Consider the following 25870-nt stretch of genomic DNA (forward strand, 5'->3'; position numbering starts at 1 on the left):
CTCCAGTCCGCCCCGCCCCCATCTAGATGCCCATGGAAACTCTCGTCGCGATCCCCGATTACCGCAGCAGTGGTGCCCCGCTGGTGTTCACCGCCGCCGCCGCGCACAAGGTGCATGAGCTGATTGCCGAAGAAGGCAACCCGGCGCTGAAGCTGCGCGTATACATCTCCGGCGGCGGCTGCTCGGGCTTCCAGTATGGCTTCACCTTCGACGAGGCCCAGGCCGAGGACGACCTGGCGATCGAGCGCGACGGCGTGACCCTGCTGTGCGACCCGCTGTCGCTGCAATACCTGGGCGGCGCACAGATCGACTATGCCGAGAACCTCAGCGGCGCGCAGTTCGTGATCAGCAACCCGAACGCCAAGACCACCTGCGGCTGCGGCTCCTCGTTCTCGGCCTGAGCGCGCCGCCGATGGATCGGGCCAAACTGCCGCCGCCGAACACGTTCGCCGGGCTCAGCCTGGTCCTCGATCGCGTCGCCGAGTCGCGCGACGAGTCGGTGTGGATCGTCGAACAGGCCCGCTCGCCGCAAGCGCGCTACCTGCTGCTGGACCATGCCGGCGAAGCCTTCCTGCACCGCGACCGGGATGCGTTGCGCTGGCTCGACAGCGACGAGCGCGAACGGTGGCTCGGCGAGCAGCGCGCCAGCCTGCTCGGCATCGCCTACGAGCGTCCGCATTTCTTGCTGGTGGCGGACGACCCTACGCGCCTCGCCGAGCTGGAGCATGCACTCGACGCACGCCGCATGAGCCTGCGCGGCGCCGGCCTGCAACTGGCGACCGACGAGGCCGGCCTGTTCGCCTACGCCAAGGGCCTGGCGCACTGGCAGCGCGAGACGCGCTTCTGTGCGCATTGCGGCGCGCCGCTGCTGCTGGTCGCCGCCGGCCATCGCGCGCAATGCACCAACCCGGATTGCGCGCGGCTGCACTTCCCGCGCACCGACGCCGCCGTGATCATGCTGGTCGAGCACGACGGCGCCTGCCTGCTCGGCCGCCAGGCCGGCTGGCCGCCCGGCCGCTATTCCACCCTGGCCGGCTTCGTCGAGCCGGGCGAGGCGCTGGAGGACGCGGTGCGCCGCGAAGTGGCCGAGGAAGCCGGCGTGATCGTCGACGAGGTGCGCTACCACTCCTCGCAGCCGTGGCCGATGCCCGCCTCGCTGATGGTCGGCTTCATCGCCACGGCGCGCTCGCGGCACATCGCAAGGCGCGACCACGAGCTGGAAGACGCACGCTGGTTCACCCCCGAGCAGATCATCGACGGCATCGCCGACGGCAGCTTCCTGCCATCCACGCGCCTGTCGGTCTCCTACCAGTTGCTGGCGCACTGGCTGCGGCAGCGCGCGGGGCTGGAGCTGGATGCGCTGGTCGCCGGCGCCACACCGCGCTGACCCCGGCGCGAACTTCGCGTCAATCCTCCGGTCCCAGCCGCATCCACCACGAAGGATCGGCGGCGATGGCGCACGGAAGCACCCCGCACTCTGCCCGCGAGTCTTCGCCTGCGCGCTCCTGGCGGGCCGCATGCCGTCGCGGCGTCATCCTCGGCAGCGTCACGGCGCTGCACCTGCTCACCCTGGCGCTGGTGCTGCGCCCCGCGCTGCCGTACCGAGCGGCGCGCACCACCGGCCACGACAACGGCGAGGCATTGCAGCTCAGCTTCGTCGCACGGCCCGACAGGCCGCGATCCACCAACCCGCCGCCACGACTGCCGCGACCCCGGACGACGCGCCTGGCAAGGTCGGCGGCCGCAGCGCAAACACCGGGCGCCGTTGCGTCATCGCAGGTGCTCGTCACCTCCCCGCCGGCAAACCTGCCGGACGGCTCCGGTGACTACCACGCTGCCCTTGCCGGGGCGGGCAACACGCAATGGGCGCCACGCGTGCGCCTGCCGGGTTCGGGCCTGCCGCCACGCGCCGGTATCCTGCTGCGCAGCGGGCCGAGCCTGCGGCAGGCCGTGCGCGCGATGACCACCGCCAGCCGCTGCAAGTACGAGCGCATGAAGATGGAACGCAGCGCCAACCAGTTCGTTACGCGTCAGCTGGTCGAACGGGCGCTTGACGCCGACGGCTGCGGCCCGCAGCTCGATCGTGCGGCGGCCGACGGCACCGTCGATGCGATCTCGCATCGCGCGATTTTCGGCAACTGACCGCGCCGGGTGATACCGACGCCGGCACGTCGCTTACAATGCAGCCACTGTCTGCGAGTTCCTCCGTCATGGCCATCCGTCTGCTCGTTGCCCTCGTCGCCCTCGGTCTGCTGCACCTCATGCCGCAACTGGCACGCTGGCGCGGCGACGGCCTGTTCCGCCGCTGGGTGGCGCAATTGGCAGACACCAGCGGCGGCGGTCGCGTGGCGCTGGCCCTGCTGCTGCCGCTGATCCTGTGCGCGCTGCTGGAGTGGCTGCTCGGGCGTTCGCCGCTGGGCGAGTTGCTGCCGCTGCTGTTTGCGTTGGTGGTGTTGCTGTACTGCTTCGGCCCGCGCGAATTCGAAGCTGACCTGGAGGCGATCCTGGACGCCCCGGACGGCGCCAGCCGCGAAGCCGCGGCGCAGGCGCTGGCCGACGATGGTCAGCCGATTCCGTGGAACGCGCCGGCGCTGGGCGAAGCGATCGTCTATGCCGCGTTGCGCCGGCGCTTCGCCGTGCTGCTGTGGTTCTTCCTGCTCGGCCCGGCCGGTGCGCTGGGGTACCGGCTGGCGCAGACGCTGGGTCGCAACGACGCGCTGCGGCTCGATCCGGACGGCCGCCGCGCCGCCGGCTACGTGGCCAACGCGCTGGACTGGCTGCCGGCGCAGCTGCTGACCTTCACCCTGGCCGTGGTCGGCCACTGGGAAGCGGTGATCGGTGCCTGGCGGCGCTGGCACAGCCAGGCCGCGCCGACCAGCTGGTACGGCGCCGGCCCGGGTTTCCTGGGTGCCGCGGCACAGGCCGACGTGCTGATCGACATCGAGGCCGGCGACGGTTACGCCGAGGAGCACAGCGATCCGCTGGCCGAGCTGCGGCGTCTGCGCAGTGCCCTGCTGCGGGCACTGCTGGTCTGGCTCAGCGTGGTGGCGCTGATCGTGATCGGCGGCTGGGTGAGCTGATCCGCCCGACGCCCGCCGCGGGCGTCGACGTTACGCGAGATCGCCGCGCAATTCGCGCACCCGCGCCTCCAGGGACGCCGCCGTGACCTGCGATGATGGTTGCGCGGCATCCACCACCAGTTCCACCCGCGCCCGGAACCGCCGCGGCAGGCGCGCGCGGCGCAGCATCGAGTCGCGCCGGCTCCACACGCTGCCCCACAGGCCGCGCAACGCCATCGACACCACCGGCACCGGCCGCCGCGCCAGGATCTTCTCCACGCCGGGCCGGAATGGCGCGATTTCGCCGTCACCGGTCAAGCCGCCTTCCGGGAAGACGCACACCACCTCGCCCTCGGCCAGCGCCGCATCGATGGCGTCGTAGGCCTGCTGCAGCACCGCGGGATCTTCCTTGTGGCCGGCGATCGGGATCGCTTTGGCAGTGCGGAACACGAAGCTCAACAGCGGGATGTTGAAGATCCTGTAATACATCACGAAGCGCATCGGCCGGCGCAAGTTCGCCATCAGCAACAGCGGGTCCATGAAGCTGACGTGGTTGCACACCAACAGCGCCGGCCCTTCCTCGGGAATCTGTCCGGCACCATCGGCGCGCACCCGGTACAGCGTGTTTACCAGCACCCAGGTGATGAAGCGCATCAGGAACTCGGGCACCAGGGTGAAGATGTACCAGGCCACCAGCACGTTGAGCAGCGCCGCGGCCAGGAAGATCTGCGACGCATCCAGGCCCAGCGCACCCAGCCCCAGGCCGAAACCGGCCGCCAGCACGATCAGCAGCGCGTTCAGGATGTTGGTGCCGGCGATGATCCGCGACAGCTTCTCGCGCGGCGCGCGCGCCTGCACGAAGGCAAACAGCGGCACCACATAGAAGCCGGCGAACATGCCGATCAGGGTGAGGTCGAGCGCGACACGCCAGTTGCCCGCGCCGCGCAGGAAAGCCAGCCAGTCCAGCCCACGTACGGACGCCACACCGTGCCGCGCGAAGTACAGGTCCACGCCGAACGCAGTCAGCCCGAATGCGCCCAGTGGCACCAGTCCGATCTCCACCCGCCGGCCCGACATCTTCTCGCACAGCAACGCACCGAGGCCGGTGCCGATCGAGAACAGGGTCAGCACCAGCGTGTTCACCGAGCCGTCGCCGCCCAGCGTCTCGCGCGTGTAGATCGGCAACTGCGCGATCAGCACCGTGCCGAAGAACCAGAACCACGAGATGCCCAATACCGCGTTGAACACCGCGCGATCGGCGCGGGTGATCGCCAGCACCCGCGCGGTCTCGCTGAACGGATTCCAGTTGAATTTCAATTCCGGCGCGGTCGCCGGCGCCGGCGGAATCCGGCGACTGGCCAGATAGCCGGCCACCGCCACCGCGATGGTGGCACCCGACGCCAGCAGCGGCCCCACGCCGGCCACCAGCATCAGCGAGTTGCCGGCGATCATGCCCACCAGCATCGCCATCTGCGTGCCCATCTCCACCAATCCGTTGCCGCCGACCAGCTCGGCCGGCTTCAGCGCCTGCGGCAGGATCGCGTACTTGATCGGCCCGAACATGGTCGAGTGCATGCCCATCATGAACAGCACGACCAGCAGCAGCGACGTGTGGTGCGTGTAGAAACCGTACGCGGCCAGCGCCATCGCGCCGATCTCGAACAGCTTCACGTAGCGGGTGATCCGGCTCTTCTCGTACTTCTCGGCCAGCTGGCCCGCCGTGGCGGAGAACAGGAAGAACGGAATGATGAACAGTGCCGGTGCCAGGTTGGTGTAGAGCGACACCGTGTGATCGTCCAGCCCCATCTGGAACGCCACCAGCATCACCAGCGCATTGCGGAATGCATTGTCGTTGAACGCCCCCAGCGCCTGGGTCCAGAAGAACGGTGCAAAGCGCCGCTTGCCCAGCAATGCGAATTGGCTCATGCGATGTCCTGGGTTGGTGCCGCCACGCCCACCGCGGAGGGTGCGAGGGGACCTGGCAAGTATTGCCGCGTGTGACTTGCGGACACAACCAGACACAAAAAAACGCCACCCATCAAGGGTGGCGTTTCTTCAAGGCAAGTTCAGAGCGTCAGAACAGCATGCTCATCCCTTTGTACGTGTTGCTTAGTAGTCGTACGTCATGGAGAGACGCACGTAACGCGGCGACTGGAAGTAGGTGCCGAGACCATAGGTGTTCGAAACCGTACCCACGTCGGTCTGCGAGCGCGGGGTCGTGTTGGTAACCCGACGCTGGTTGAGCACGTTGAAGACGTTGAGCGAGAAGCCCAGCTTGTGGTCGGCAAACGCCGGACGGTAAGTCACCGCCAGATCGACCTTCTCCGTCCACGGCGTGTTGCCCACCGCACCCGGACCGCTGGGCTGACCGAAGCAGAAGTGGTAGTCGCCACCGTAGCCGATCGGATCAGTCTGGTTGGCACCAAAGCGACCCAAGCAGGTCTTCGGCGTACCCGACTGGATGCGCGCTGCGGCGGAGAGCAGCCATTCCGGCGTGAGCTGGTAGCTGCCGCGGATCTTCAACTGGTGCCGGCGGTTGTTCGCCAACAGGCCGCCGCTGGCAATCATCAGCTCGGCTGCATCCCAGTCTTCCGTCTTGGACACGTCATCCTGGCCCAGGTCGGAACGCACCTGACCCTCGGTGTTGCCCCAGCTGCGCGAGAACGTGTAGTCCACGCGTGCCTGCCACTTGCCGTTGAACGGGTGCTCCAGGTACATGTCGAGCGCGTAGTACTTACGCTTGGCACCCTGGTTGAAGCCCCAGTCAGCCTGCGACATCTGGACGCTCTTGTAGCCGCCGTTCGAGTCGTTGAGCAGGAAGGTGTTGGTGCGGCCCGGGTTGAAGATATAGCAGCTGTGAATGTCGAGCGTGGAGGTATCGACGCCCTGCGCAATCAGCTTGTCTTCGATCTTGCCGCCGTCGCAGACGTCATCGATCGCAGACTGCAGCTTGCGGTAGGTCGCCTTTGCACCATAGGCCCAATCCGAGCCCAGCGTCTTGTCGAAACCAAGAATGGCTTCATCCTGGTATTGCGACTTCAGATCGGTCGGGGCGAAGGTCTTGTTGTCCGGTGCGATACCGTACTCGCCGTTGGCCGACACCGGACCTGGACCCAGTGCGGTCAGACCGGTCGGGGCACCAGTCACCGGGTCGATACCGGTGTAGGTGGAGTACTCGCGCGTGAAAGTGGAGGCAGAGGCACCACGAATGGCCACGCTGTTGGGCAGCGCGAGGAAGTAGCGACCGAGGTTGCCATAAACCTTGAACGAGGAGTCACCGAACACGTCCCAGCTGGCGCCCAGACGCGGTGCCCACTGGTTCTTCTGATCGACGTACGGCTTGGCTGCGCTGTTGTAGTTGGTGAAGTGATCGTTGCGCACGCCCAGGCTGAGCATCACGTTGTCGCTGACCTGCCAGCGGTCTTCCAGATAGAACGCCTTCTGCTTGACCGACATGCTGGTGGTGGTCTTGAAGATGTACTTCTGGACGTAGTAGCCATTGCCGCCCGGAGCACCGACACCGAGCGCCGAATTGATCGGCGCAGTCGGCTTGCCGGACTTGCTGTAGATCCAGAGGTAACCCGGGCCACCCATGTCCTGGCCCTGGTTGTGGGCGAAGTAGGACTGGTTGTCGATACCGAGCGCGAGGTGGTGATCACCCAGCTGGTATTCCAAGTCGGCGCGCAGGCCGCGCGTCTTGCTGCCCGCATCCGGCGTGGTGATCACGTAATCCGTAACACCGTTGCGGATCGGGGTACCACCGGTGATGGCCGGATTCTGGTTGGTCACGCCCGAGAGGAACGGCAGTGTGGCGCTGAGCCCCGGGATGACAGTGTAGTTCTCGGTCTTGCTCTTGCCGTAAGTCACCGACAGCGTCAGGTCATCGGTGATGTAACCGGTGTACTTGGCGATATCGTACCTGTTGGCGTCCTTGGTCGAGGTCGGATGGCCCGTGATCCCGGCGCTGTGCATGCCGGTGGCATAGCTGTAGTTATACAGGTCGCCGCTGTAGGACGTGTTGCTCTTGATGTGGGTGTATTCCAGGATGTTGCTGTCGTTGATGTTCCAGTCGAACTTGGTGTACAGCTTGGGCAGGCTGTACTTGTACTCGTTGACTGTCTGCACGCCAGCGGCGGAGGTCGAGGTGCTCGTACCCCGCTGCTTTTCGGACTCGGCCGACACGAACATGTACAGGCGATCGCGGATCAGCGGACCACCGGCATAGACCGAATAGGTGGTATCCCAGCTGGTGTTGTTCTTGCGATTGCGATAGATCGTGCCCGGCAGGTTCGGGTTGGTATAGACATAGCCCGGCGGCAGCTGATTGTTCGGGTAGTAGATGTTTTCCGGATCATTGGCCAGCGACTTGGGCGCCCAAGTCACCTGGGCGCCGAAATGCCACTCGTTGGTACCGCGCTTGCCGACCTGGCTGATCACGCCGCCATCCGAACGACCGTACATGGCGCTGTAGCCGCCGGTGTAGGTTTCCTGCTGGTCAATCGAGCCATACGGCAGGCCAACGCCACCCAGAGCCTTCAGCGGATCGGTCGTGTTGAAACCGTTGATGTAGTAGGCATTCTCAGTGACGCCGGCACCGCCGAACGAAACCGTCCGGCCAAAGGCGCCATTGCCGGCGACCGCGCCCGGAGCAAGCAGGGCAATCGACTCGGCGTTGCGGCCGATCGGCAGCTTGGCCAGTTCCTGGGCGGTGATGACCGTGCGCGAGTCAACCGAGGAGACGTCGATCACGGGAAGCGCATTGGCCTGAACCGTCACCGCACCCAGGTTCTGGGCGTTTTCCACGCCAGCAAAGGACACCGCCGTACCGGCGCCAACAACAAGGTTGACATTGTCACGCGTGTCGACCGTCACGCCATCCTTCTTGAGGGTGACCGTGTAGGTGCCGAGCGGAAGATTGGCGACGCGGTAGCGTCCGGTGCTGTCAACAGCAACCTCGCGGGTAATACCGGTGGAGCCACTTACCGTGACGGTCTCGCCAGAGGCAGCTGGCGCCTGGCCGAAGATGCTGCCGGTGGTCGCCTGACCGAAGGCCATGCCACTGAAGCCCAGACCCAGCGCCAGGGCGAGCGCGGTGCGCTGCAGCTGCCCCGCCTTGAAATTTTTACGCGAATTCATCGTGGTGACTCCCCATGGTTCGGCCCGAAAGATCCGGGCACAAGAAACTTTTGTGTGTTCGTGACATCCAAGGGCGGCATCCTGGAAACTCTGCAAGCCCATGCCGATCCATATGATTTAGACTAGGTTTCTTACGCAAACAGACGCGTAAGTTATTGCGACGTTAATTCAAGAAAACGCGCAGGTCAACCGGCTCTTAACTTAAATTCGCAGATTTCTACACTTGACTTGTGACATAAACTTACACTAGACCCACTACACAAGGCGGTCTTCCTGATGGACGCGCAAATGCCTACTGCCCCGCAAGACGCAGAAACTTTCGCCGAACGCATCAAATTGCTGATCCAGCGCGTGGGGAGTGCCACGGAGATCGCCCGAATGTGCGGCTTCTCCGAGGGCGTGGTACGCAGCTGGCGCGACGGCAACACCGATCCATCGCGCGCACGTTGCGTGACACTGGCCAAAACGCTGGGCATCTCGCTGGTCTGGCTGGTGGCCGGCGAGGGAACGCTGCAGGTCGACCCCAGCCCCGTCGGCATGGATGAGCAGTACAGCTCGGAAAAGGCCTCGCCGCAGCGCGCCCATGCTCGCCTGGGTGCTGCGCATGACCACATCGCCACCACCACGGCGGTCGATGCGCAGCGGCTGGATACTGCCGTACGCATCCTGCAATCGGAGCTGAGCCTGGCCGACAGCCGTCTGTCGCTGTCCGAGAACACCGACCTGCTCAGTCAACTCTATGAGATGCTCGGTCCCGGCGGGACTCACGTGGATCCACTCGCCATGGTGACGTTCAACCAGCGGCTGGCCGAGCGGATCCGTCAGGAGCGCAACACGGCCTGACTCACGATCTGGTGCACCACCAAGAGAACGCGGCAGCCAACCAGGCTGCCGCGTTTTTTATGGCTTGCTCTCGGACTCAGAGCAGGGCGATGTCGGCGATGGCGCTGAACTGGGCTTTCAGCTGGCTCAGCAGGGCCAGCCGGTTGGCGCGCACTGCCGGGGTATCAGCGTTCACCAGCACGTTGTCGAAGAACGCATCCACCGATGCCTGCAGCTGCGACAGGCGAGCCAGCACCGCGGTGTAGTCGCCGGTGGCCAGGGCAGCCGCGCTGTCCTGCTGTGCCGAGGCCAATGCATCGGCCAAGTCGCGCTCCGCATCCGCCTCGAAGTGCGCCGGGTCGACGACCCGGCCGACCGGCGGCGCGCCGGCCTCTTCGGCCTGCTTGCGCAGGATGTTGGCGACCCGCTTGTTGGCGGCGGCCAGGCTGGCGGCTTCCGGGCGGCGACCGAACTCCGCCACCGCGCGCAGGCGGCGGTCGAAATCCGCCAGGCTGACCGGCTGCACCGCCAGCACCGCCTCGAACTGCGTGTTGTCGAACCCCTGCTCGGCGTAGTAGCCGCGCAGGCGGTCGAACACGAAGTCGTACAGCTCGTCGGTCAGGATCGCCCGCCGCTGGCCCGCGTTCAGGGCCGGCGGCTTGCCATCCTTGCCCGGCTTCAGACCCGCCGCCAGCGCCGCGTCCGGCAGCAGTTCCAGCGCTTCGATGAAGCTGGCACGCAGATCCAGTTCCAGGCCGCCCTCGATCAAGGTGCGGGCCAGGCCCAGCGCGGCGCGGCGCAGGGCGAACGGATCCTTGTTGCCGCCGGGCTTCATGCCTACCGCGAAGATGCCGGCCAGGGTGTCCAGCCGTTCGGCCACGGCCAGTACCTGGCCGAGCCGGTCGGCGGCGATGGTGTCACCACCGAAGCGCGGCTGGTAGTAGCTGTCCAGCGCCTCGGCCACCGCCGTCGTCTCGCCGTCGTGGCGGGCGTAATAGCGACCCATCACGCCCTGCAGTTCGGGGAACTCGCCGACCATGCGGGTCAGCAGGTCGCACTTGCTCAGCGAGGCGGCGCGGGTGGCCGAGGCGGCATCAACGCCGACCCGGTTCGCGACGACCCGTGCCAGTTCGGCCACACGCACGCTCTTGTCCCACAGGCTGCCCAGCGCCTGTTGGTAGGTGACGCCCTTGAGCTGCTCCTGGTAGCCGGCCAGCGGCGTCTTCAGATCCTCGTCCCAGAAGAACTTGGCGTCGGCGAAGCGCGGCCGGATCACCCGCTCGTAACCCTTGCGGATCTCGGCCGGGTCCTTGCTCTCGATGTTCGCGATGCCGATGAAATGCTCGGTCAGCTTGCCGTCGGCGTCGAATACCGGCACGAACTTCTGGTTCGCCACCATGGTGGTCACCAGCGCCTCGGGCGGCACGCCGAGGAACTCGCGCTCGAACGTGCAGGCGATCGCCACCGGCCATTCGGTGAGGTTGGCCAGCTCGTCCAGCAATGCATCGTCCAGCCGCGGCAGGCCGCCGGTGACCGCGGCGGCCACGCCGACCTGGTCGCGGATGCGCTGGCGCCGTTCGTGCGGATCGGCCAGCACGTTGCAGGCGCGCATCGCATCCAGCCAGCCATCCGCGTCGGCCAGGTGCACCGGCTGCGGGTGCATGAAGCGGTGGCCGCGCGACTTGCGGCCGCTGTGCAGGCCCAGCACGCTGCCGTCGATGATGTTGGCGCCGTGCAGGATCACCAGCCAGTGCGCCGGGCGCACGAAGCTGTAGTCATGGTCGGCCCAGCGCATCGGCCGCGGGATTGGTAGCGTCTTCAGCGCCTCGTCGATGATTTCCGGTAGCAGCGCCGCCACCGGCTGGCCCGGCTTGACCGTGCGCCAGACATACCAGCCGCCCTTGTCGGTTTCCAGTTTTTCCAGCTGTTCGACGCCGACGCCGCAGGACTGCGCGAAGCCAAGCAACGCCTTCGACGGCTGGCCCGCCGCATCGAGTGCCGCGGCCAGCGCCGGGCCACGGCGTTCCAGCGCCTGCTCCGGCTGAGTCACGGCTACCGCCGGGATATACGCGGCCAGGCGGCGCGGCGAGGCGTAGGCCTGGGCCAGATCGAGCCCGGCGTCGATGCCGCGCCTGGCCAGGCCGTCGCAGATGCCGCGCAGGAAAGCGGCGGACAGTTCATCCAGCGCCTTCGGCGGCAGCTCCTCGGTGCCCAGTTCGATCAACAGCGACTTGGCGACGCTCATGCGGCCTGCTCCTTCGCGTTCCTGGACGACGCGTGCTTCAGGCCCGGGAAACCGAGCTTCTCGCGCTGCGCCACATAGGTCTCGGCCACGCTGCGCGACAGCGTGCGCACGCGCAGGATGTAGCGCTGGCGCTCGGTGACGCTGATCGCGCGGCGCGCGTCGAGCAGGTTGAAGGTATGGCTGGCCTTCATCACCTGCTCATACGCCGGCAGCGGCAGATTCGCCGCAACCAGCTGGTTGGCAGTGGCCTCGCACACGTCGAACCAGTGCAGCAGCTCGGGCACATTCGCGTGCTCGAAGTTGTAGGTGCTCTGCTCCACCTCGTTCTGGTGGAACACGTCGCCGTAGGTCACGATGCCGCGCGGGCCGTCGGTCCAGACCAGGTCGTAGACGTTGTCCACGTTCTGCAGGTACATCGCCAGCCGCTCCAGGCCGTAGGTGATCTCGCCGGTCACCGGGCGGCATTCGAGTCCGCCAGCCTGCTGGAAGTAGGTGAACTGGGTGACTTCCATGCCGTTCAACCAGACTTCCCAGCCCAGGCCCCAGGCGCCCAAGGTCGGCGACTCCCAGTTGTCCTCGACGAAGCGCAGGTCGTGCACCAAGGGATCGAGGCCCAATTCTTTCAGCGAGCCGATGTAAAGATCGAGGATGTTCTCGGGATTGGGCTTCATCACCACCTGGTACTGGTAGTAATGCTGCAGCCGGTTCGGATTCTCGCCGTAGCGGCCATCGGTGGGCCGGCGCGAGGGCTGTACGTAGGCCGCCGCCCAAGGCTCGGGGCCAAGCGCGCGGAGAAACGTGGCGGGGTGGAAGGTGCCGGCGCCGACCTCGGTATCGAGTGGCTGCAGCAGCACACAGCCCTGCGCCGCCCAGTAGCGGTTGAGGGTCTGGATCACATCCTGGAAGGTGCGTGCGGACATGGTTTTCCGTGACCTTGGGTAAAGCGCGTTAGTATAGCTGCAGCGCGCTTTTCCGCCGGATTCCGGTCGGGAAGCGCATCGCGGGGGACGCATCCGGATGGCCGCTTCACCTCAAATTGCATCCCTGCTCGGCCGGCGTGGCCGACTGGAGCTGGACGAACTGCTGGCGACGCTGGTGGTCGACGGTTACCTGCTGGCCGATGATGCCAAACAGGTGCGCATGGGTGTTCGGGCCGGTCGCAGCACGGTCGAGCTGCATCCGCTGGTGCTGATCGCGAACGCCAGGTTGACGAACCAGCACGATCCGGGCCGCCCACTGAGCCTGGAGGGCCTGACCGAATGGCTGGCCAGCCATGCCGGGCTGCCGTACCTGAAGATCGACCCGATGAAGATCAACGTCGCCGCAGCGACCCAGGTGGTGAGCCACGCCTATGCCAAGCGCCACCGCATCCTGCCGATCGCGGCCGCACCGGGCGAAGTAACGTTCGCCACCTGCGAGCCGTTCGAAGCCGGCTGGGCGCCGGATCTGGCGCAGATGCTGCGGCGGGACATCAAGCGCGTGGTGGCCAGCCCGATCGACATCAACCGCTACCTGCAGGAGTTCTACGGCGTCCAGCGCTCGATCCAGCTGGCGCAGGACGCCAAGGGCGGCAGCGATGCCTCTTCCGCCATCCTCAATTTCGAGCAGCTGGTCGAGTTGGGCAAGAGCGGCGAAGTCGGCGCCGACGACCGCCACGTGGTGCACATCGTCGACTGGCTGTTGCAGTACGCGTTCGAGCAGCGTGCCTCGGACATCCACCTGGAACCACGCCGAGAGACCGGGCACATTCGCTTCCGCATCGACGGCGTGATGCAGAAGGTGTTCGAACTGCCCTCGCCGGTGATGACCGCAGTGACCGCGCGCATCAAGATCCTGGCGCGCATGGACGTGGCCGAAAAGCGCCGCCCACAGGATGGCCGCATCAAGACCCGCTCCTCATCCGGTCGCGAGGTGGAGCTGCGCATCTCGAACATGCCCACCGCATTCGGCGAGAAGGTGGTGATGCGCATCTTCGACCCCGATCTGGTGGTGAAGGATTTCGCCCAGCTCGGCTTCTCGCCAGGTGAGGGCGCCAACTGGCGCAGCATGGTCGAGCGGCCGCACGGCATCGTGCTGGTGACCGGCCCCACGGGCTCGGGCAAGACCACCACGCTGTATTCCACGCTGAAGCACCTGGCCACGCCGGAGCTCAACGTATGCACGGTGGAAGATCCGATCGAAATGGTCTCGCCGGAGTTCAACCAGATGCAGGTGCACGCGGCGATCGAGCTGGATTTTGCCGCCGGTGTGCGCACGCTGCTGCGGCAGGACCCGGACATCATCATGATCGGCGAGATCCGCGACCTGGAGACCGCGCAGATGGCGGTGCAGGCCTCGCTCACCGGCCACCTGGTGCTGTCCACCCTGCACACCAACGACGCACCGAGCGCGGTCACCCGCCTGCTCGACCTGGGCGTGCCGCATTACCTGATCCAGTCCACCCTCACCGGCGTGGTGGCGCAGCGACTGGTGCGCACGCTGTGCCCGCACTGCAAGCGGGCAGCCGCGCAGGACCCGCAGGCCTGGACCGTACTCACTCATGGCTGGAACATGCCGGTGCCGCCGCAGGTGTTCCAGCCGGTCGGCTGCCTGGAATGCCGCAATACCGGCTTCCTCGGCCGCACCGGCATCTACGAGATGCTGAAACTGTCGCCGCGGCTGCGCGGCATGATCTCGGCCCAGCTCGACCTGAGCGGGTTCGGTCAGGCGGCCCTGTCCGAGGGCATGCGCCCGCTGCGCATCTCTGCGGCGGATCAGGTGGCGGCCGGGCTGACCACCGTGCAGGAAGTCCTCACTGTCTTGCCGCCGATCGACGCATTCGATGATACTCAGCCGTAAAGACGTCCAGATGATGCGTGACCGACTCCCTGCATGAAATCCGTACTGATCATCCGCACCGGTCGCGCGCCGGACCGCATCCGGGCCCGTCACGGCGACTTTCCCCACTGGTTTCGGCTTGGCGCTAGATTGCACCCACAGCAGCTGCAGATTGTCGATGTCGCAGCCGGCGAGGCATTACCAGCGCCGCGGGAGGTCGCCGGAGCCATCATCACCGGCTCGGCAGCCATGGTCACCGAACGCTCGGTATGGAGCGAACGCACCGCCGGCTGGATCCGCGATGCGATGGACGTCGAGCTGCCCTTGTTCGGCGTCTGCTACGGCCACCAGCTGATGGCCCACGCGCTGGGCGGACGCGTCGATTATCTGCCGGGCGGTCGTGAAATCGGCACCCAGGCGATCGAGTTGTCAGCTACCGGGGCGCTGGATCCGTTGGCGCGTGGGCTACCGGCCAGCTTCCGCGCGCACACCACGCACGAACAAAGCGTGATCGAGCCACCGGGTGGTGCTGCCGTACTGGCTCGATCGGCGCGGGATCCGCATCAACTGCTGCGTTACGGACCACATGCGCTCAGCGCACAATTCCACCCCGAGTTCAATGCCGATGTGATGCGCGCCTATATCCGTCGCAAGCATGCCGACATGCAGCGCGAGGGTTCGGACCCGCAACAAATCTACAGCGCAGTGGCCGCCACGCCGATCGCCCGCGGACTGCTGCGCCAGTTCTCACGCCGCCACCGCTGGATCGCGGCCGCGGGCTGAAACCTCAGCTGCGCAGGCGGCGGGCGATCGCATCGCGCGAGAACAACGCAAACACCACGCCGAACAGAAAACCGCCGATGTGCGCCCACCAGACATAGGCGCCATAGCTCGGCCCCGCATAGCTGAACAGCAGTTGCAGCAGAACCCAGAGGCCGATCAGCAGGAACGCCGGCACCCGCACGAATTCCAGGTACAGCCCCAGCGGCAGCACCAGGCCGAGCCGCGCACGCGGGAACAGTGCCACATACGTGCCGACCACCGCCGATACCGCGCCGCTGCAACCGATGATCGGCAGGCGGACACCGGTCAGGGACAACGCGCCGATCAGATTCGCCACGACCCCGCCGACCACGAACAGCAGCAGGAACCGCAGCGAACCCAACGCACGCTCGCCCGGCAGCCCGAAGATCGCCAGGAACAGCAGGTTGCTCAGCAGATGCAGCCAGGTCACGTGGATGAACAACGCCGTGAACAGACGCAGCAAGGCCGGATCGGTCAGCTGCGGCAGCAGCGCCTCATGCGGGTCGAAGATATTCGCCGGCACCGTACCCCATTCCAGCAACAGGGAGATTCGCTGCGTGGCAGGCATCAACGCCAGCCCCACGAAACATACCACGCAGACCGTCACCATCAGCAAGGTGGCCCAGTGCCAGCGAGGGCGGCGGCGCGTTTCGACGTGGACAAACAAGGGCGCTCCCCAGGCATGCGCGCGGATCGCGGCGTGCCGACATCATAGGCGATGACGGACGACCCACATAAAGGCAATCAATCGGCCTGTCAGCCGACCGGCAGCCGTTGTTGGTCACGGCCAGCGGTGCCAGCGGCGCAAAAAGAAAAACCCCCACCGTTGCCGGTGAGGGTGTTTCAGGATAAAGCCCCTGGCGGTGACCTACTCTTGCATGGCAAAGCCACACTACCATCGGCGCATGCGCGTTTCACTTCTGAGTTCGGGATGGGATCAGGTGGGACCACGCCGCTATGGCCGCCAGGGAAGGGGTTGAAGCAGCGCAAGATGCGCCCGCTTCAGTCTGGAGACAAAGCCTTTCTGAAGAGTCCGCCATGGATGGCGGGTTTTGCTCTTCGCGAAAAGGACTTCGCGTCAATAAGGTGTAAACGAGTGACAAGCGTCGAGGTGAATTCGAATCAGACAAGCTTCGGGAACAAACGAAGCGTCTTGGGGTTATATGGTCAAGCCGCACGGCTCATTAGTATCAGTTAGCTGAACGCATTGCTGCGCTTCCACACCTGACCTATCAACCACCTGGTCTTGATGGTGCCTTAAGGAGAGTCAAGCTCTCGGGAGATCTCATCTTGGGGCGTGCTTCCCGCTTAGATGCTTTCAGCGGTTATCACTTCCGTTCGTAGCTACCGGGCAATGCCTCTGGCGAGACAACCCGAACACCAGCGGAACGTCCACTCCGGTCCTCTCGTACTAGGAGCAGCCCCCCCCAAATCTCCAACGCCCACGACAGATAGGGACCGAACTGTCTCACGACGTTCTGAACCCAGCTCGCGTACCACTTTAAATGGCGAACAGCCATACCCTTGGGACCGGCTACAGCCCCAGGATGTGATGAGCCGACATCGAGGTGCCAAACACCGCCGTCGATATGAACTCTTGGGCGGTATCAGCCTGTTATCCCCGGAGTACCTTTTATCCGTTGAGCGATGGCCCTTCCATACAGAACCACCGGATCACTAAGACCTACTTTCGTACCTGCTTGATCCGTCGATCTCGCAGTCAAGCACGCTTATGCCTTTGCACACAGTGCGCGATGTCCGACCGCGCTGAGCGTACCTTCGTGCTCCTCCGTTACTCTTTGGGAGGAGACCGCCCCAGTCAAACTACCCACCATACACGGTCCCTGACCCGGATTACGGGCCGAGGTTAGAACGTCAAGCACTTCAGGGTGGTATTTCAAGGATGGCTCCATGCAAACTGGCGTCTGCACTTCAAAGCCTCCCACCTATCCTACACAGAAGAACTCAACGTTCAGTGTAAAGCTATAGTAAAGGTTCACGGGGTCTTTCCGTCTTGCCGCGGGAACGCTGCATCTTCACAGCGAATTCAATTTCACTGAGTCTCGGGTGGAGACAGCGCCGCTGTCGTTACGCCATTCGTGCAGGTCGGAACTTACCCGACAAGGAATTTCGCTACCTTAGGACCGTTATAGTTACGGCCGCCGTTTACTGGGGCTTCGATCAAGAGCTTCGCCTTGCGGCTGACCCCATCAATTAACCTTCCAGCACCGGGCAGGCGTCACACCCTATACGTCCACTTTCGTGTTTGCAGAGTGCTGTGTTTTTGATAAACAGTCGCAGCGGCCAGGTTACTGCGACCCATCAACGCTCAGTCACGCACGTGACCACGTCGATGGGCGCACCTTCTCCCGAAGTTACGGTGCCATTTTGCCTAGTTCCTTCACCCGAGTTCTCTCAAGCGCCTTGGGATTCTCACCCTGCCTACCAGTGTCGGTTTACGGTACGGTTTTTCTACAGCTGAAGCTTAGTGGCTTTTCCTGGAAGCGTAGTATCGGTCACTTCGTCCAATAGGACTCGTCTCGGTGCTCGGCATAAAGGGTCCCGGATTTGCCTAAGACCCATGCCTACCGCCTTTCCCCGGGACAACCAACGCCCGGTAGACCTAACTTTCTCCGTCCCCACATCGCACTGTAGAAAAGTGCTGGAATATTAACCAGCTTCCCATCGACTACGCATTTCTGCCTCGCCTTAGGGGCCGACTCACCCTGCGCCGATGAACGTTGCGCGAGGAAACCTTGGGCTTTCGGCGTGGGGGCTTTTCACCCCCATTATCGTTACTCATGTCAGCATTCGCACTTCCGATACCTCCAGCAGACTTTACAATCCACCTTCACAGGCTTACGGAACGCTCCTCTACCGCGTGCACACAAGTGTGCACACCCCGAGCTTCGGTGCATGGCTTAGCCCCGTTAAATCTTCCGCGCAGACCGACTCGACCAGTGAGCTATTACGCTTTCTTTAAAGGATGGCTGCTTCTAAGCCAACCTCCTGGCTGTCTATGCCTTTCCACATCGTTTTCCACTTAGCCATGACTTTGGGACCTTAGCTGCGGGTCTGGGTTGTTTCCCTTTTCACGACGGACGTTAGCACCCGCCGTGTGTCTCCCGGATAGTCTGTCCTGGTATTCGGAGTTTGCCATGGTTTGGTAAGTCGCGATGACCCCCTAGCCATAACAGTGCTCTACCCCCAGGAAGATTCGTCCGAGGCGCTACCTAAATAGCTTTCGAGGAGAACCAGCTATCTCCGAGTTTGTTTAGCCTTTCACTCCTATCCTCAGCTCATCCCCATCTATTGCAACAGATGTGGGTTCGGTCCTCCAGTGCGTGTTACCGCACCTTCAACCTGGCCAAGGATAGATCACTCGGTTTCGGGTCTACTGCCAGAGACTATGCGCCCTATTCAGACTCGATTTCTCTTCGCCTCCCCTATACGGTTAAGCTTGCCACTGACAGTAAGTCGCTGACCCATTATACAAAAGGTACGCAGTCACCCTTGCGGGCTTCCACTGCTTGTACGTATACGGTTTCAGGGTCTATTTCACTCCCCTCTCCGGGGTTCTTTTCGCCTTTCCCTCACGGTACTAGTTCGCTATCGGTCAGTCAGTAGTATTTAGCCTTGGAGGATGGTCCCCCCATGTTCAGACAAGGTTTCACGTGCCCCGCCTTACTCAATTTCACACAAAGTGCCCTTTCGTCGACTGGGCTATCACCATCTATGGCCGGCCTTTCCATGCCGTTTGACTAGAACACAATGTGCTTTTGGGCTAGTCCCCGTTCGCTCGTCGCTACTCAGGGAATCTCGGTTGATTTCTTTTCCTCCGGGTACTTAGATATTTCAGTTCCCCGGGTTCGCCTTGCATGGCTATGTATTCACCATGCAATACCGCTTGCGCGGTGGGTTTCCCCATTCGGACATTGCCGGATCAAAGCTTGTTGCCAGCTCCCCGACACTTTTCGCAGGCTGCCACGTCCTTCATCGCCTCTGACTGCCAAGGCATCCACCGTATACGCTTAGTCGCTTGACCATATAACCCCAAGTCGCCTCGGGGCATGCACCCTCCTCAGGTGCAGCCAAGTTACTTCGTTTTCGTGCCTTAACACTTGCCTCGGTTCGGTTCGAACCAAGACGCTTGTCACTCGTTTACTTGTTTTCAAAGAACATCACGCCGGCCTCAATGCCGGATGATTTCAAAAATCTTTTGTGTGCTGATACTTCACGCGTAGATCGAACCTTGGTGGAGCCTGTCGGGATCGAACCGACGACCCCCTGCTTGCAAAGCAGGTGCTCTCCCAGCTGAGCTAAGGCCCCAAGGAAACCTTGGCATAATGGTGGGTCTGGGTGGACTCGAACCACCGGCCTCACCCTTATCAGGGGTGCGCTCTAACCACCTGAGCTACAGACCCATGAAGGATGAACCCCAGAACCCGCGAGCCAAACTACCTGGACAAACTGCCTAGGCCCAGATTCGAAGCCGCTGTTGATGAAGAGTCCGACCATGAATGGTCGGTCTTGATCTACGCTCTTCGCGACAGGATGTCGCGTGAAGTACAGGTGTCTTGTGTGGACGTCTTGCGTGAAGACTCACGCCGTCTATTACTTGAAAGGAGGTGATCCAGCCGCACCTTCCGATACGGCTACCTTGTTACGACTTCACCCCAGTCATGGACCACTCCGTGGGCGTCGTCCTCCTTGCGGTTAGACTAACGCCTTCTGGAGCAACCCACTCCCATGGTGTGACGGGCGGTGTGTACAAGGCCCGGGAACGTATTCACCGCGGCATAGCTGATCCGCGATTACTAGCGATTCCGACTTCACGGAGTCGAGTTGCAGACTCCGATCCGGACTGGGATCGGCTTTCTGGGATTGGCTCCACCTCGCGGTATTGCAACCCTCTGTACCGACCATTGTAGTACGTGTGTAGCCCTGGCCGTAAGGGCCATGATGACTTGACGTCATCCCCACCTTCCTCCGGTTTGTCACCGGCAGTCTCCTTAGAGTTCCCGACATTACTCGCTGGCAACTAAGGACAAGGGTTGCGCTCGTTGCGGGACTTAACCCAACATCTCACGACACGAGCTGACGACAGCCATGCAGCACCTGTGTTCCGATTCCCGAAGGCACTCCCGCATCTCTGCAGGATTCCGGACATGTCAAGGCCAGGTAAGGTTCTTCGCGTTGCATCGAATTAAACCACATACTCCACCGCTTGTGCGGGCCCCCGTCAATTCCTTTGAGTTTCAGTCTTGCGACCGTACTCCCCAGGCGGCGAACTTAACGCGTTAGCTTCGACACTGATCTCCGAGTTGAGACCAACATCCAGTTCGCATCGTTTAGGGCGTGGACTACCAGGGTATCTAATCCTGTTTGCTCCCCACGCTTTCGTGCTTCAGCGTCAGTGTTGTCCCAGATGGCCGCCTTCGCCACTGATGTTCCTCCCGATCTCTACGCATTTCACCGCTACACCGGGAATTCCACCATCCTCTGACACACTCTAGCTCGCCAGTATCCATCGCCATTCCCAGGTTGAGCCCGGGGATTTCACGACAGACTTAACGAACCGCCTACGCACCCTTTACGCCCAGTAATTCCGATTAACGCTTGCACCCTTCGTATTACCGCGGCTGCTGGCACGAAGTTAGCCGGTGCTTATTCCTCAGGTACCGTCAGCCCCATAGGGTATTAACCCGTGGTATTTCGCTCCTGATAAAAGTGCTTTACAACCCGAAGGCCTTCTTCACACACGCGGCATTGCTGGATCAGGCTTGCGCCCATTGTCCAATATTCCCCACTGCTGCCTCCCGTAGGAGTCTGGGCCGTGTCTCAGTCCCAGTGTGGCTGATCATCCTCTCAGACCAGCTAGCGATCGTCGCCTTGGTGGGCCATTACCCCGCCAACTAGCTAATCGCACATCGGTTCGTCCTGCCGCGCGAGGCCCGAAGGTCCCCCGCTTTCTCCCATAGGACGTATGCGGTATTAGTCCCGGTTTCCCGAGGTTATCCCCCACGTCAGGGTAGATCCCGATGCATTACTCACCCGTCCGCCACTCGCCACCCATCGTATTGCTACGACTGTGCTGCCGTTCGACTTGCATGTGTTAGGCATGCCGCCAGCGTTCAATCTGAGCCAGGATCAAACTCTTCACTTAAGTTTTCGACAACCTTACCCTCGCGGGCTTGGCCATCTATCTTTCTGAAGCGTTCTTCCCAACCAGTCAAAACTCATTACTGACTTTTTACTTGGTGGGACGCTTGCATTGCTTGGACAGGTCGTAACCCTCCAGCACAAGACGTCCACACAATTCACCTGCGCACACTGTCAAAGATCTTCTTTCGCCAACCACCGTTTCGGTGATCGCCCCAAGACCTTTCGTCCCGGGTGAGCCGCCCATTCTACATCGCTTTTCTTGACCGTCAACACCCTCGGTGAAGCTTCTTCGAGGTCCCGCCAGTCCGTCTTGCGACGTTGGGCGACTGCGGGCCGCGAATAATACGGCCTGTGCTTTTTTTGGCAAGTGTTTCTTGAGAGAAATTTCACGGAACCTGCGTAAACAACTGCAGTGACGGCAAATTTTTCTCTCGGGCGTGCTTGCACAACGCCATCCCTCGCCGGAGCGCACGCATCAGGCAGGCACGAGTCTCACCCGGGCAAAGTTGCGCTTGCCCACCTGCAGCACGCCTTCAAAGCCGGCGTGGAATACGCGTTGTGCATCCTCCGCCACTTCGGCATCGATGCGCACGGCACGCTCCTTCAATTTCCGATTCGCCTCGGAGTTGCTGGCGGTGAGCCCGGCCGCGGTGAGCAGGGTCGCCAGGCGCATGCCCTCGGCCGGCACCACGATATCGGCCTGCGGCAGCAGCGAAGTATCGCCTTCGCCACGGACCACCGCATGCCACCCGGCGAGCGCCTGTTCGGCAGCGGCCACGCCATGGAAGCGCGTGGCCAGTTCGCGTGCGAGACGCAGCTTGGCGTCGCGCGGGTTGAGGGCGCCGCTGGCGATGTCCTGTTTCATCCGGGCCAGTTCGTCCAGCGACACGTCGAAACTGAGCAGTTCGAACCAGCGCCACATCAGCTCGTCGCCGATCTTCATGGTCTTGGTGACGATGTCGATCGCCGGCTCGTTGATGCCGATGTAGTTGCCCAGCGACTTGGACATCTTGTTGACGCCGTCCAGGCCTTCGAGCAACGGCATGGTCAGCACGACCTGCGGCGGCTGGCCGTGGTGTTCCTGCAGCGCACGACCCATCAGCAGGTTGAACTTCTGGTCGGTGCCGCCCAGTTCCACATCCGCTTTCAGCGCGACCGAGTCGTAGCCCTGCACCAGCGGATACAGGAATTCATGGATCGCGATCGGCTGCTGCGCCGCGTAACGCTTGGTGAAGTCGTCGCGCTCGAGCATGCGCGCCACGGTGTGCTGGGCGGCGAGCCGGATCATGTCGGCCGCGCTCATTTTGCCGAACCACTCGGAATTGAAGCGCAGCTCGGTCTTCTCGCGGTCGAGCACCTTGTAGACCTGCTCGGCATAGGTCTCGGCGTTGGCCAGCACGTCTTCGCGGCTGAGTGGCTTGCGGGTGACATTCTTGCCGGTGGGATCGCCGATCATGCCGGTGAAGTCGCCGATCAGGAAGATCACCTGGTGGCCCAGGTCCTGGAACTGACGCATCTTGTTCAGCAAGACGGTATGACCCAGGTGCAGATCCGGTGCGGTCGGATCGAAGCCGGCCTTAATCCGCAACGGGCGACCGCTTTTTAGGCGCCCGGCCAGATCCTCCCGCTTGATGATTTCGTCGGCGCCGCGCGCAATCGTGGCCAGCGCCTGCTCAAGCTCGCTCATGGGTCTCCCTCTGATGAAGTGGGCCGCGGTCCGCAATGTGACCGTGCCGTCAACGTTAATTGTGTGTTAACCAGAAATGCGATGCAAACCCTTGATACGAAAGGCGTTGACGCCCTTTGCACATGACCGTTATGGTACGCGCAGTTTGTTACTTTGTAGCGCGGGCGTGTACAGCATGGCAGAAGAAAAGCAGGGGGCGCGGCAAGCTCGCAAGCAGGCGATCTGTCGCAAGGCACAACGTCGGCACTCCCATTTCTATGAGCGCTGTGCACATTGGTCGTTCAATCGCACAGGCGAGATCGAGCCGATCCACTGGCACCGCGAACGTCTGGTGCTCGCCGGCACCGCGTTGCTGATCACCTTGCTGTCCGGTTTCATCATGCCCGCCTGGGCCAGCGCCATGCGTCCCGCGCCCGCGCCGGAAATCCATTCACTGCTGCCGCTGGCGCTGCCCAAGATCGCGCCGGTCAGCGTCACCACCGCGACCGTGGACGATTGGCAAGTAGTGCGGGTGCAGCCGGGACAGACATTGTCGGACATCTTCACTGCGCGCGGCCTCGGCATGGCCGACCTGCAGAAGGTGATGGACACCGCCGGCGGCGCGAAATCCGCCCTGCACAGCATTCGTCCGGGCCAGGAATTCGACTTTCTGCTCGGCAGTGACGGCAGTCTCAAGGGCTTCCGCTTCGACCAGGACCAGGCCAGCCGCGCGACCATCCGCCTCGACGGTGCGCAGCCCACCGTCGCGATCCAGCAGCGCGACATGGACCTGCGTGAACAGGTGGCGCATGGCGTGATCCGCAGCAGCCTGTACGCCGCCGGCGACCAGGCCGGCATGGACGCGGCGATGGTCGGCAAGCTCGCCGACCTGTTCAAGTACGACATCGACTTCGTGCAGGACCTGCGCGTGGGCGACAGTTTCACGGTGATCTACGACGACATCTACCGCGATGGCGTGCGCTACGGCCAGGGCAACATCATCGCCGCCGAGTTCATCAACCAGGGCCAGCGCTACACCGCTTACCGCTTCAAGAAGGCCGACGGCAGCTACGGCTGGTACAGCGAGGACGGCCGGCCGATCCAGAAGTCGTTCCTGCGCATCCCGGTCGACTTCACCCGCATCTCCTCGCAATTCACCGCGGCACGGATGCACCCGATCCTCGGCCGCATGCGTGCGCACAAGGGCGTCGATTACGCCGCCCCCAGCGGTACCCCGATCCACGCGGCCGGCGATGGCGTGATCAAGTACCACGGTTGGGAACGCGGCTACGGCAACTTCGTGGTGATCCAGCACGACAGGAGCATCAGCACCGCCTACGGCCACATGTCGCGCTTCGTGAAGGGCCAGCACGTGGGCGAGCGCGTCCGCCAGGGTGAAGTGATTGGCTACGTCGGCATGACCGGACTGGCCACCGGCCCGCACCTGCACTACGAATTCCGCGTCAACGGCGTGCAGCGCAACCCGCAGACCGTCACGCTGCCGAAGCCCGAGCCGCTGCCAGCCGTGCAGATGGCGCGTTTCAAGGCCGAAGTGGTGAAACCCCAGCTGGCACGGCTGACCGAACTGGACGCCCGCATCAAGCTGGCACGTGTCAGCGCCCCCGCCAACCACGACAACTGAGCGCCCGCCGCGCGTGGACGACGATGCCTCGGCGCTTTACCTCGGGCTGATCTCCGGCACCAGCGCGGACAGCATCGACAGTGTGCTGGTCAGCTTCAGCCGCGGCGCACCGCAACTGCTGGCCAGCCACGCGCATCCCTGGCCCACCACGCTGCGTGAACGGATGCTGGCCCTGGCCCAGGGCGAAACCGCGCTGGACCTGGATGCGTTTGGACGGCTGGACGTCGAAATCGGCCACGGCTTCGCCGACGCCGCGATGCAATTGCTCGAACGCAGCGGCACGCCCGCAGCAGCCGTCCGCGCCATCGGTTCGCACGGCCAGACGCTGCGCCATCGCCCCGCCGGGGCGTATCCGTTCACGCTGCAGCTGGGCGATCCCAGCGTGATCGCCGAACGTTGCGGCATCGACGTGGTGGCGGATTTCCGCCGAGCCGACGTCGCCGCCGGCGGGCAGGGCGCCCCGTTGCTGCCGGCGTTGCACGCGATGCTGCTGGCCCGAGCGGGACACACCCGGGTAATACTCAACCTCGGCGGCATCGCGAACATCACCGTGCTCGGCAGCGACGGCCGCGTGCTCGGCTTCGACACCGGCCCGGCCAACGGCCTGCTCGATGCCTGGTGCCTGCGCCAGCGCGGCGAGCCGTTCGACCGCGACGGCGCGTATGCGGCCAGCGGCCGGCCCGATGCCGGCCTGCTCGATGTCCTGCTGGCCGATCCCTACTTTGCGCTGCCGCCACCGAAGAGTACCGGTCGCGAATACTTCCACCTGGACTGGCTGGCCACGCACGCGCCGCTCGCCGGGCTGGATCCGGCCGACATGCAGGCGACCCTGCTGGAACTCACCGCGCGCAGCGTGGCCGCGGCGATCACGCGGCACGCGCCGGAAGCGGACGAGGTGCTGGCCTGCGGCGGCGGCGTGCACAACGGTGCATTGATGCGACGCCTGGGCGAACTGCTGGCGCCTCGCGTGCTGCTGGGCACGTCGCGCTACGGCATCGACCCGGACTTCCTCGAGGCCACGGCGTTTGCCTGGCTGGCGCGACAGCGCCTGCTCGGCCTGCCCGGCAACCTGCCGGCGGTCACCGGTGCACGTGGCCCGCGGGTCCTGGGTGCGATCTACTCCGCACCCGCCGCGGGTTTGCCGTAACCGATACGCTCCGGTGCCAGCTGGGTCGGATTCGTCTGCGCCAGTGCGCACAGCGCTTCCTGGAACGCCCCCTGCTCCGCGGCTTCCCACTGACCTTCGAGTACGGCCAGCGTTTCCGGGTCGCGCAGGCTCTCGCTGAAACCCTGGGCGACGGAGATGCCCAGGCCCATGCGCAAGGCGTGCAGCATCACGTCATTGACCGTGCACTGACGATCCCTGGCCAACGCCCGGATGCGTTCGGTGAGCAGACCGTCGACGTGCTGCAAGATCATGTCCGGCACAAGCGTCACTCCATGTTACACGTGCCCCTGTCGTGCGGATGCTGGCACAGCCTTGGTAGAACCGGGCGCCGCGGCCGCGATTTCGT

At 63.8% G+C, this 25870-nt stretch carries 16 protein-coding genes, 2 tRNA genes and 3 rRNA genes; 9 read left to right on the forward strand and 12 right to left on the reverse strand.

Annotated elements, in window-relative coordinates; translation table 11 throughout:
* Positions 1-32: 32 nt before the first annotated feature.
* The 4 genes from erpA to ampE all read left to right on the forward strand — a co-directional run bounded on the left by erpA (position 33) and on the right by ampE (position 3080).
* Positions 33-401, forward strand: coding sequence for an iron-sulfur cluster insertion protein ErpA (gene erpA / locus IMW82_RS10310; protein ID WP_189339749.1), 369 nt, complete (start codon positions 33-35; stop codon positions 399-401).
* Between the two features lie 11 nt (positions 402-412).
* Positions 413-1387: an NAD(+) diphosphatase gene (gene nudC, locus IMW82_RS10315; RefSeq protein WP_108471880.1), complete on the forward strand. Its 975-nt coding sequence runs from the start codon at positions 413-415 to the stop codon at positions 1385-1387.
* Between the two features lie 65 nt (positions 1388-1452).
* Positions 1453-2142 (forward strand): hypothetical protein, encoded by a 690-nt coding sequence (locus tag IMW82_RS10320; protein WP_108471881.1) that lies wholly within the window; start codon positions 1453-1455, stop codon positions 2140-2142.
* Positions 2143-2210: 68 nt separating this feature from the next.
* Positions 2211-3080: a regulatory signaling modulator protein AmpE gene (ampE, locus tag IMW82_RS10325; protein WP_211004378.1), complete on the forward strand. Its 870-nt coding sequence runs from the start codon at positions 2211-2213 to the stop codon at positions 3078-3080.
* 30 nt (positions 3081-3110) lie between these two features.
* On the opposite strand, the gene IMW82_RS10330 is transcribed toward ampE, so the two are convergent.
* Positions 3111-4985, reverse strand: a complete 1875-nt coding sequence (locus IMW82_RS10330; RefSeq protein ID WP_211004379.1) for an MFS transporter — start codon at positions 4983-4985, stop codon at positions 3111-3113.
* 183 nt (positions 4986-5168) lie between these two features.
* Positions 5169-8195, reverse strand: a complete 3027-nt coding sequence (locus tag IMW82_RS10335) for a TonB-dependent receptor (protein ID WP_108471884.1) — start codon at positions 8193-8195, stop codon at positions 5169-5171.
* A gap of 276 nt (positions 8196-8471) precedes the next feature.
* Here IMW82_RS10335 and IMW82_RS10340 point away from each other — a divergent pair, with 276 nt between their 5' ends.
* Positions 8472-9038 (forward strand): helix-turn-helix transcriptional regulator, encoded by a 567-nt coding sequence (locus IMW82_RS10340; RefSeq protein ID WP_108471885.1) that lies wholly within the window; start codon positions 8472-8474, stop codon positions 9036-9038.
* A gap of 76 nt (positions 9039-9114) precedes the next feature.
* Here the strand turns inward: IMW82_RS10340 and glyS are convergent, their stop codons facing one another.
* Both glyS and glyQ read right to left on the reverse strand, forming a co-directional pair.
* Entirely contained in the window at positions 9115-11262 is a 2148-nt protein-coding gene (glyS, locus tag IMW82_RS10345) for a glycine--tRNA ligase subunit beta (RefSeq protein ID WP_108471886.1), read from the reverse strand.
* A complete protein-coding gene (gene glyQ / locus IMW82_RS10350) occupies positions 11259-12182 on the reverse strand; it encodes a glycine--tRNA ligase subunit alpha (protein WP_108471887.1) in 924 nt (307 codons plus the stop codon). Before glyQ ends, glyS begins: the two co-directional genes overlap by 4 nt.
* A gap of 97 nt (positions 12183-12279) precedes the next feature.
* Here glyQ and IMW82_RS10355 point away from each other — a divergent pair, with 97 nt between their 5' ends.
* Both IMW82_RS10355 and IMW82_RS10360 read left to right on the forward strand, forming a co-directional pair.
* Positions 12280-14100 (forward strand): GspE/PulE family protein, encoded by a 1821-nt coding sequence (locus tag IMW82_RS10355; protein WP_108471888.1) that lies wholly within the window; start codon positions 12280-12282, stop codon positions 14098-14100.
* 33 nt (positions 14101-14133) lie between these two features.
* Entirely contained in the window at positions 14134-14862 is a 729-nt protein-coding gene (locus IMW82_RS10360) for a glutamine amidotransferase (protein ID WP_108471889.1), read from the forward strand.
* Positions 14863-14866: 4 nt separating this feature from the next.
* Here the strand turns inward: IMW82_RS10360 and IMW82_RS10365 are convergent, their stop codons facing one another.
* The 7 genes from IMW82_RS10365 to tyrS form a co-directional block, all read right to left on the reverse strand.
* Positions 14867-15550, reverse strand: a complete 684-nt coding sequence (locus IMW82_RS10365; protein WP_108471890.1) for a rhomboid family intramembrane serine protease — start codon at positions 15548-15550, stop codon at positions 14867-14869.
* A 188-nt stretch (positions 15551-15738) separates the two neighbouring features.
* Positions 15739-15852, reverse strand: a 5S ribosomal RNA gene (gene rrf, locus IMW82_RS10370).
* A 194-nt stretch (positions 15853-16046) separates the two neighbouring features.
* Positions 16047-18928: ribosomal RNA gene (locus IMW82_RS10375) — 23S ribosomal RNA — on the reverse strand.
* A gap of 208 nt (positions 18929-19136) precedes the next feature.
* Positions 19137-19212 (reverse strand) — tRNA-Ala (locus IMW82_RS10380).
* Between the two features lie 18 nt (positions 19213-19230).
* A tRNA-Ile gene (locus tag IMW82_RS10385) sits at positions 19231-19307 on the reverse strand.
* Between the two features lie 197 nt (positions 19308-19504).
* Positions 19505-21049: ribosomal RNA gene (locus IMW82_RS10390) — 16S ribosomal RNA — on the reverse strand.
* Together the 16S, 23S and 5S rRNA genes with 2 tRNA genes alongside form the textbook arrangement of a ribosomal RNA operon.
* Positions 21050-21523: 474 nt before the next feature.
* A complete protein-coding gene (tyrS, locus tag IMW82_RS10395) occupies positions 21524-22735 on the reverse strand; it encodes a tyrosine--tRNA ligase (RefSeq protein WP_211004380.1) in 1212 nt (403 codons plus the stop codon).
* 175 nt (positions 22736-22910) lie between these two features.
* Here tyrS and IMW82_RS10400 point away from each other — a divergent pair, with 175 nt between their 5' ends.
* The gene (locus tag IMW82_RS10400; protein WP_211004381.1) at positions 22911-24356 is read left to right on the forward strand and encodes a peptidoglycan DD-metalloendopeptidase family protein; all 1446 of its coding nucleotides are present in this window, start codon (positions 22911-22913) and stop codon (positions 24354-24356) included.
* Between the two features lie 13 nt (positions 24357-24369).
* Positions 24370-25503, forward strand: coding sequence for an anhydro-N-acetylmuramic acid kinase (locus tag IMW82_RS10405; protein WP_211004382.1), 1134 nt, complete (start codon positions 24370-24372; stop codon positions 25501-25503).
* Here IMW82_RS10405 and IMW82_RS10410 read toward each other — a convergent pair.
* On the reverse strand, positions 25473-25775 hold the full coding sequence (locus IMW82_RS10410) for a hypothetical protein (protein ID WP_211200204.1): 303 nt from the start codon (positions 25773-25775) through the stop codon (positions 25473-25475). The genes IMW82_RS10405 and IMW82_RS10410 overlap by 31 nt on opposite strands.
* Positions 25776-25870 lie beyond the last annotated feature (95 nt).

The sequence above is a fragment of the Rhodanobacter sp. B2A1Ga4 genome (assembly GCF_018101315.1).
Classification (GTDB): Bacteria; Pseudomonadota; Gammaproteobacteria; order Xanthomonadales; family Rhodanobacteraceae; genus Rhodanobacter; species Rhodanobacter thiooxydans_A.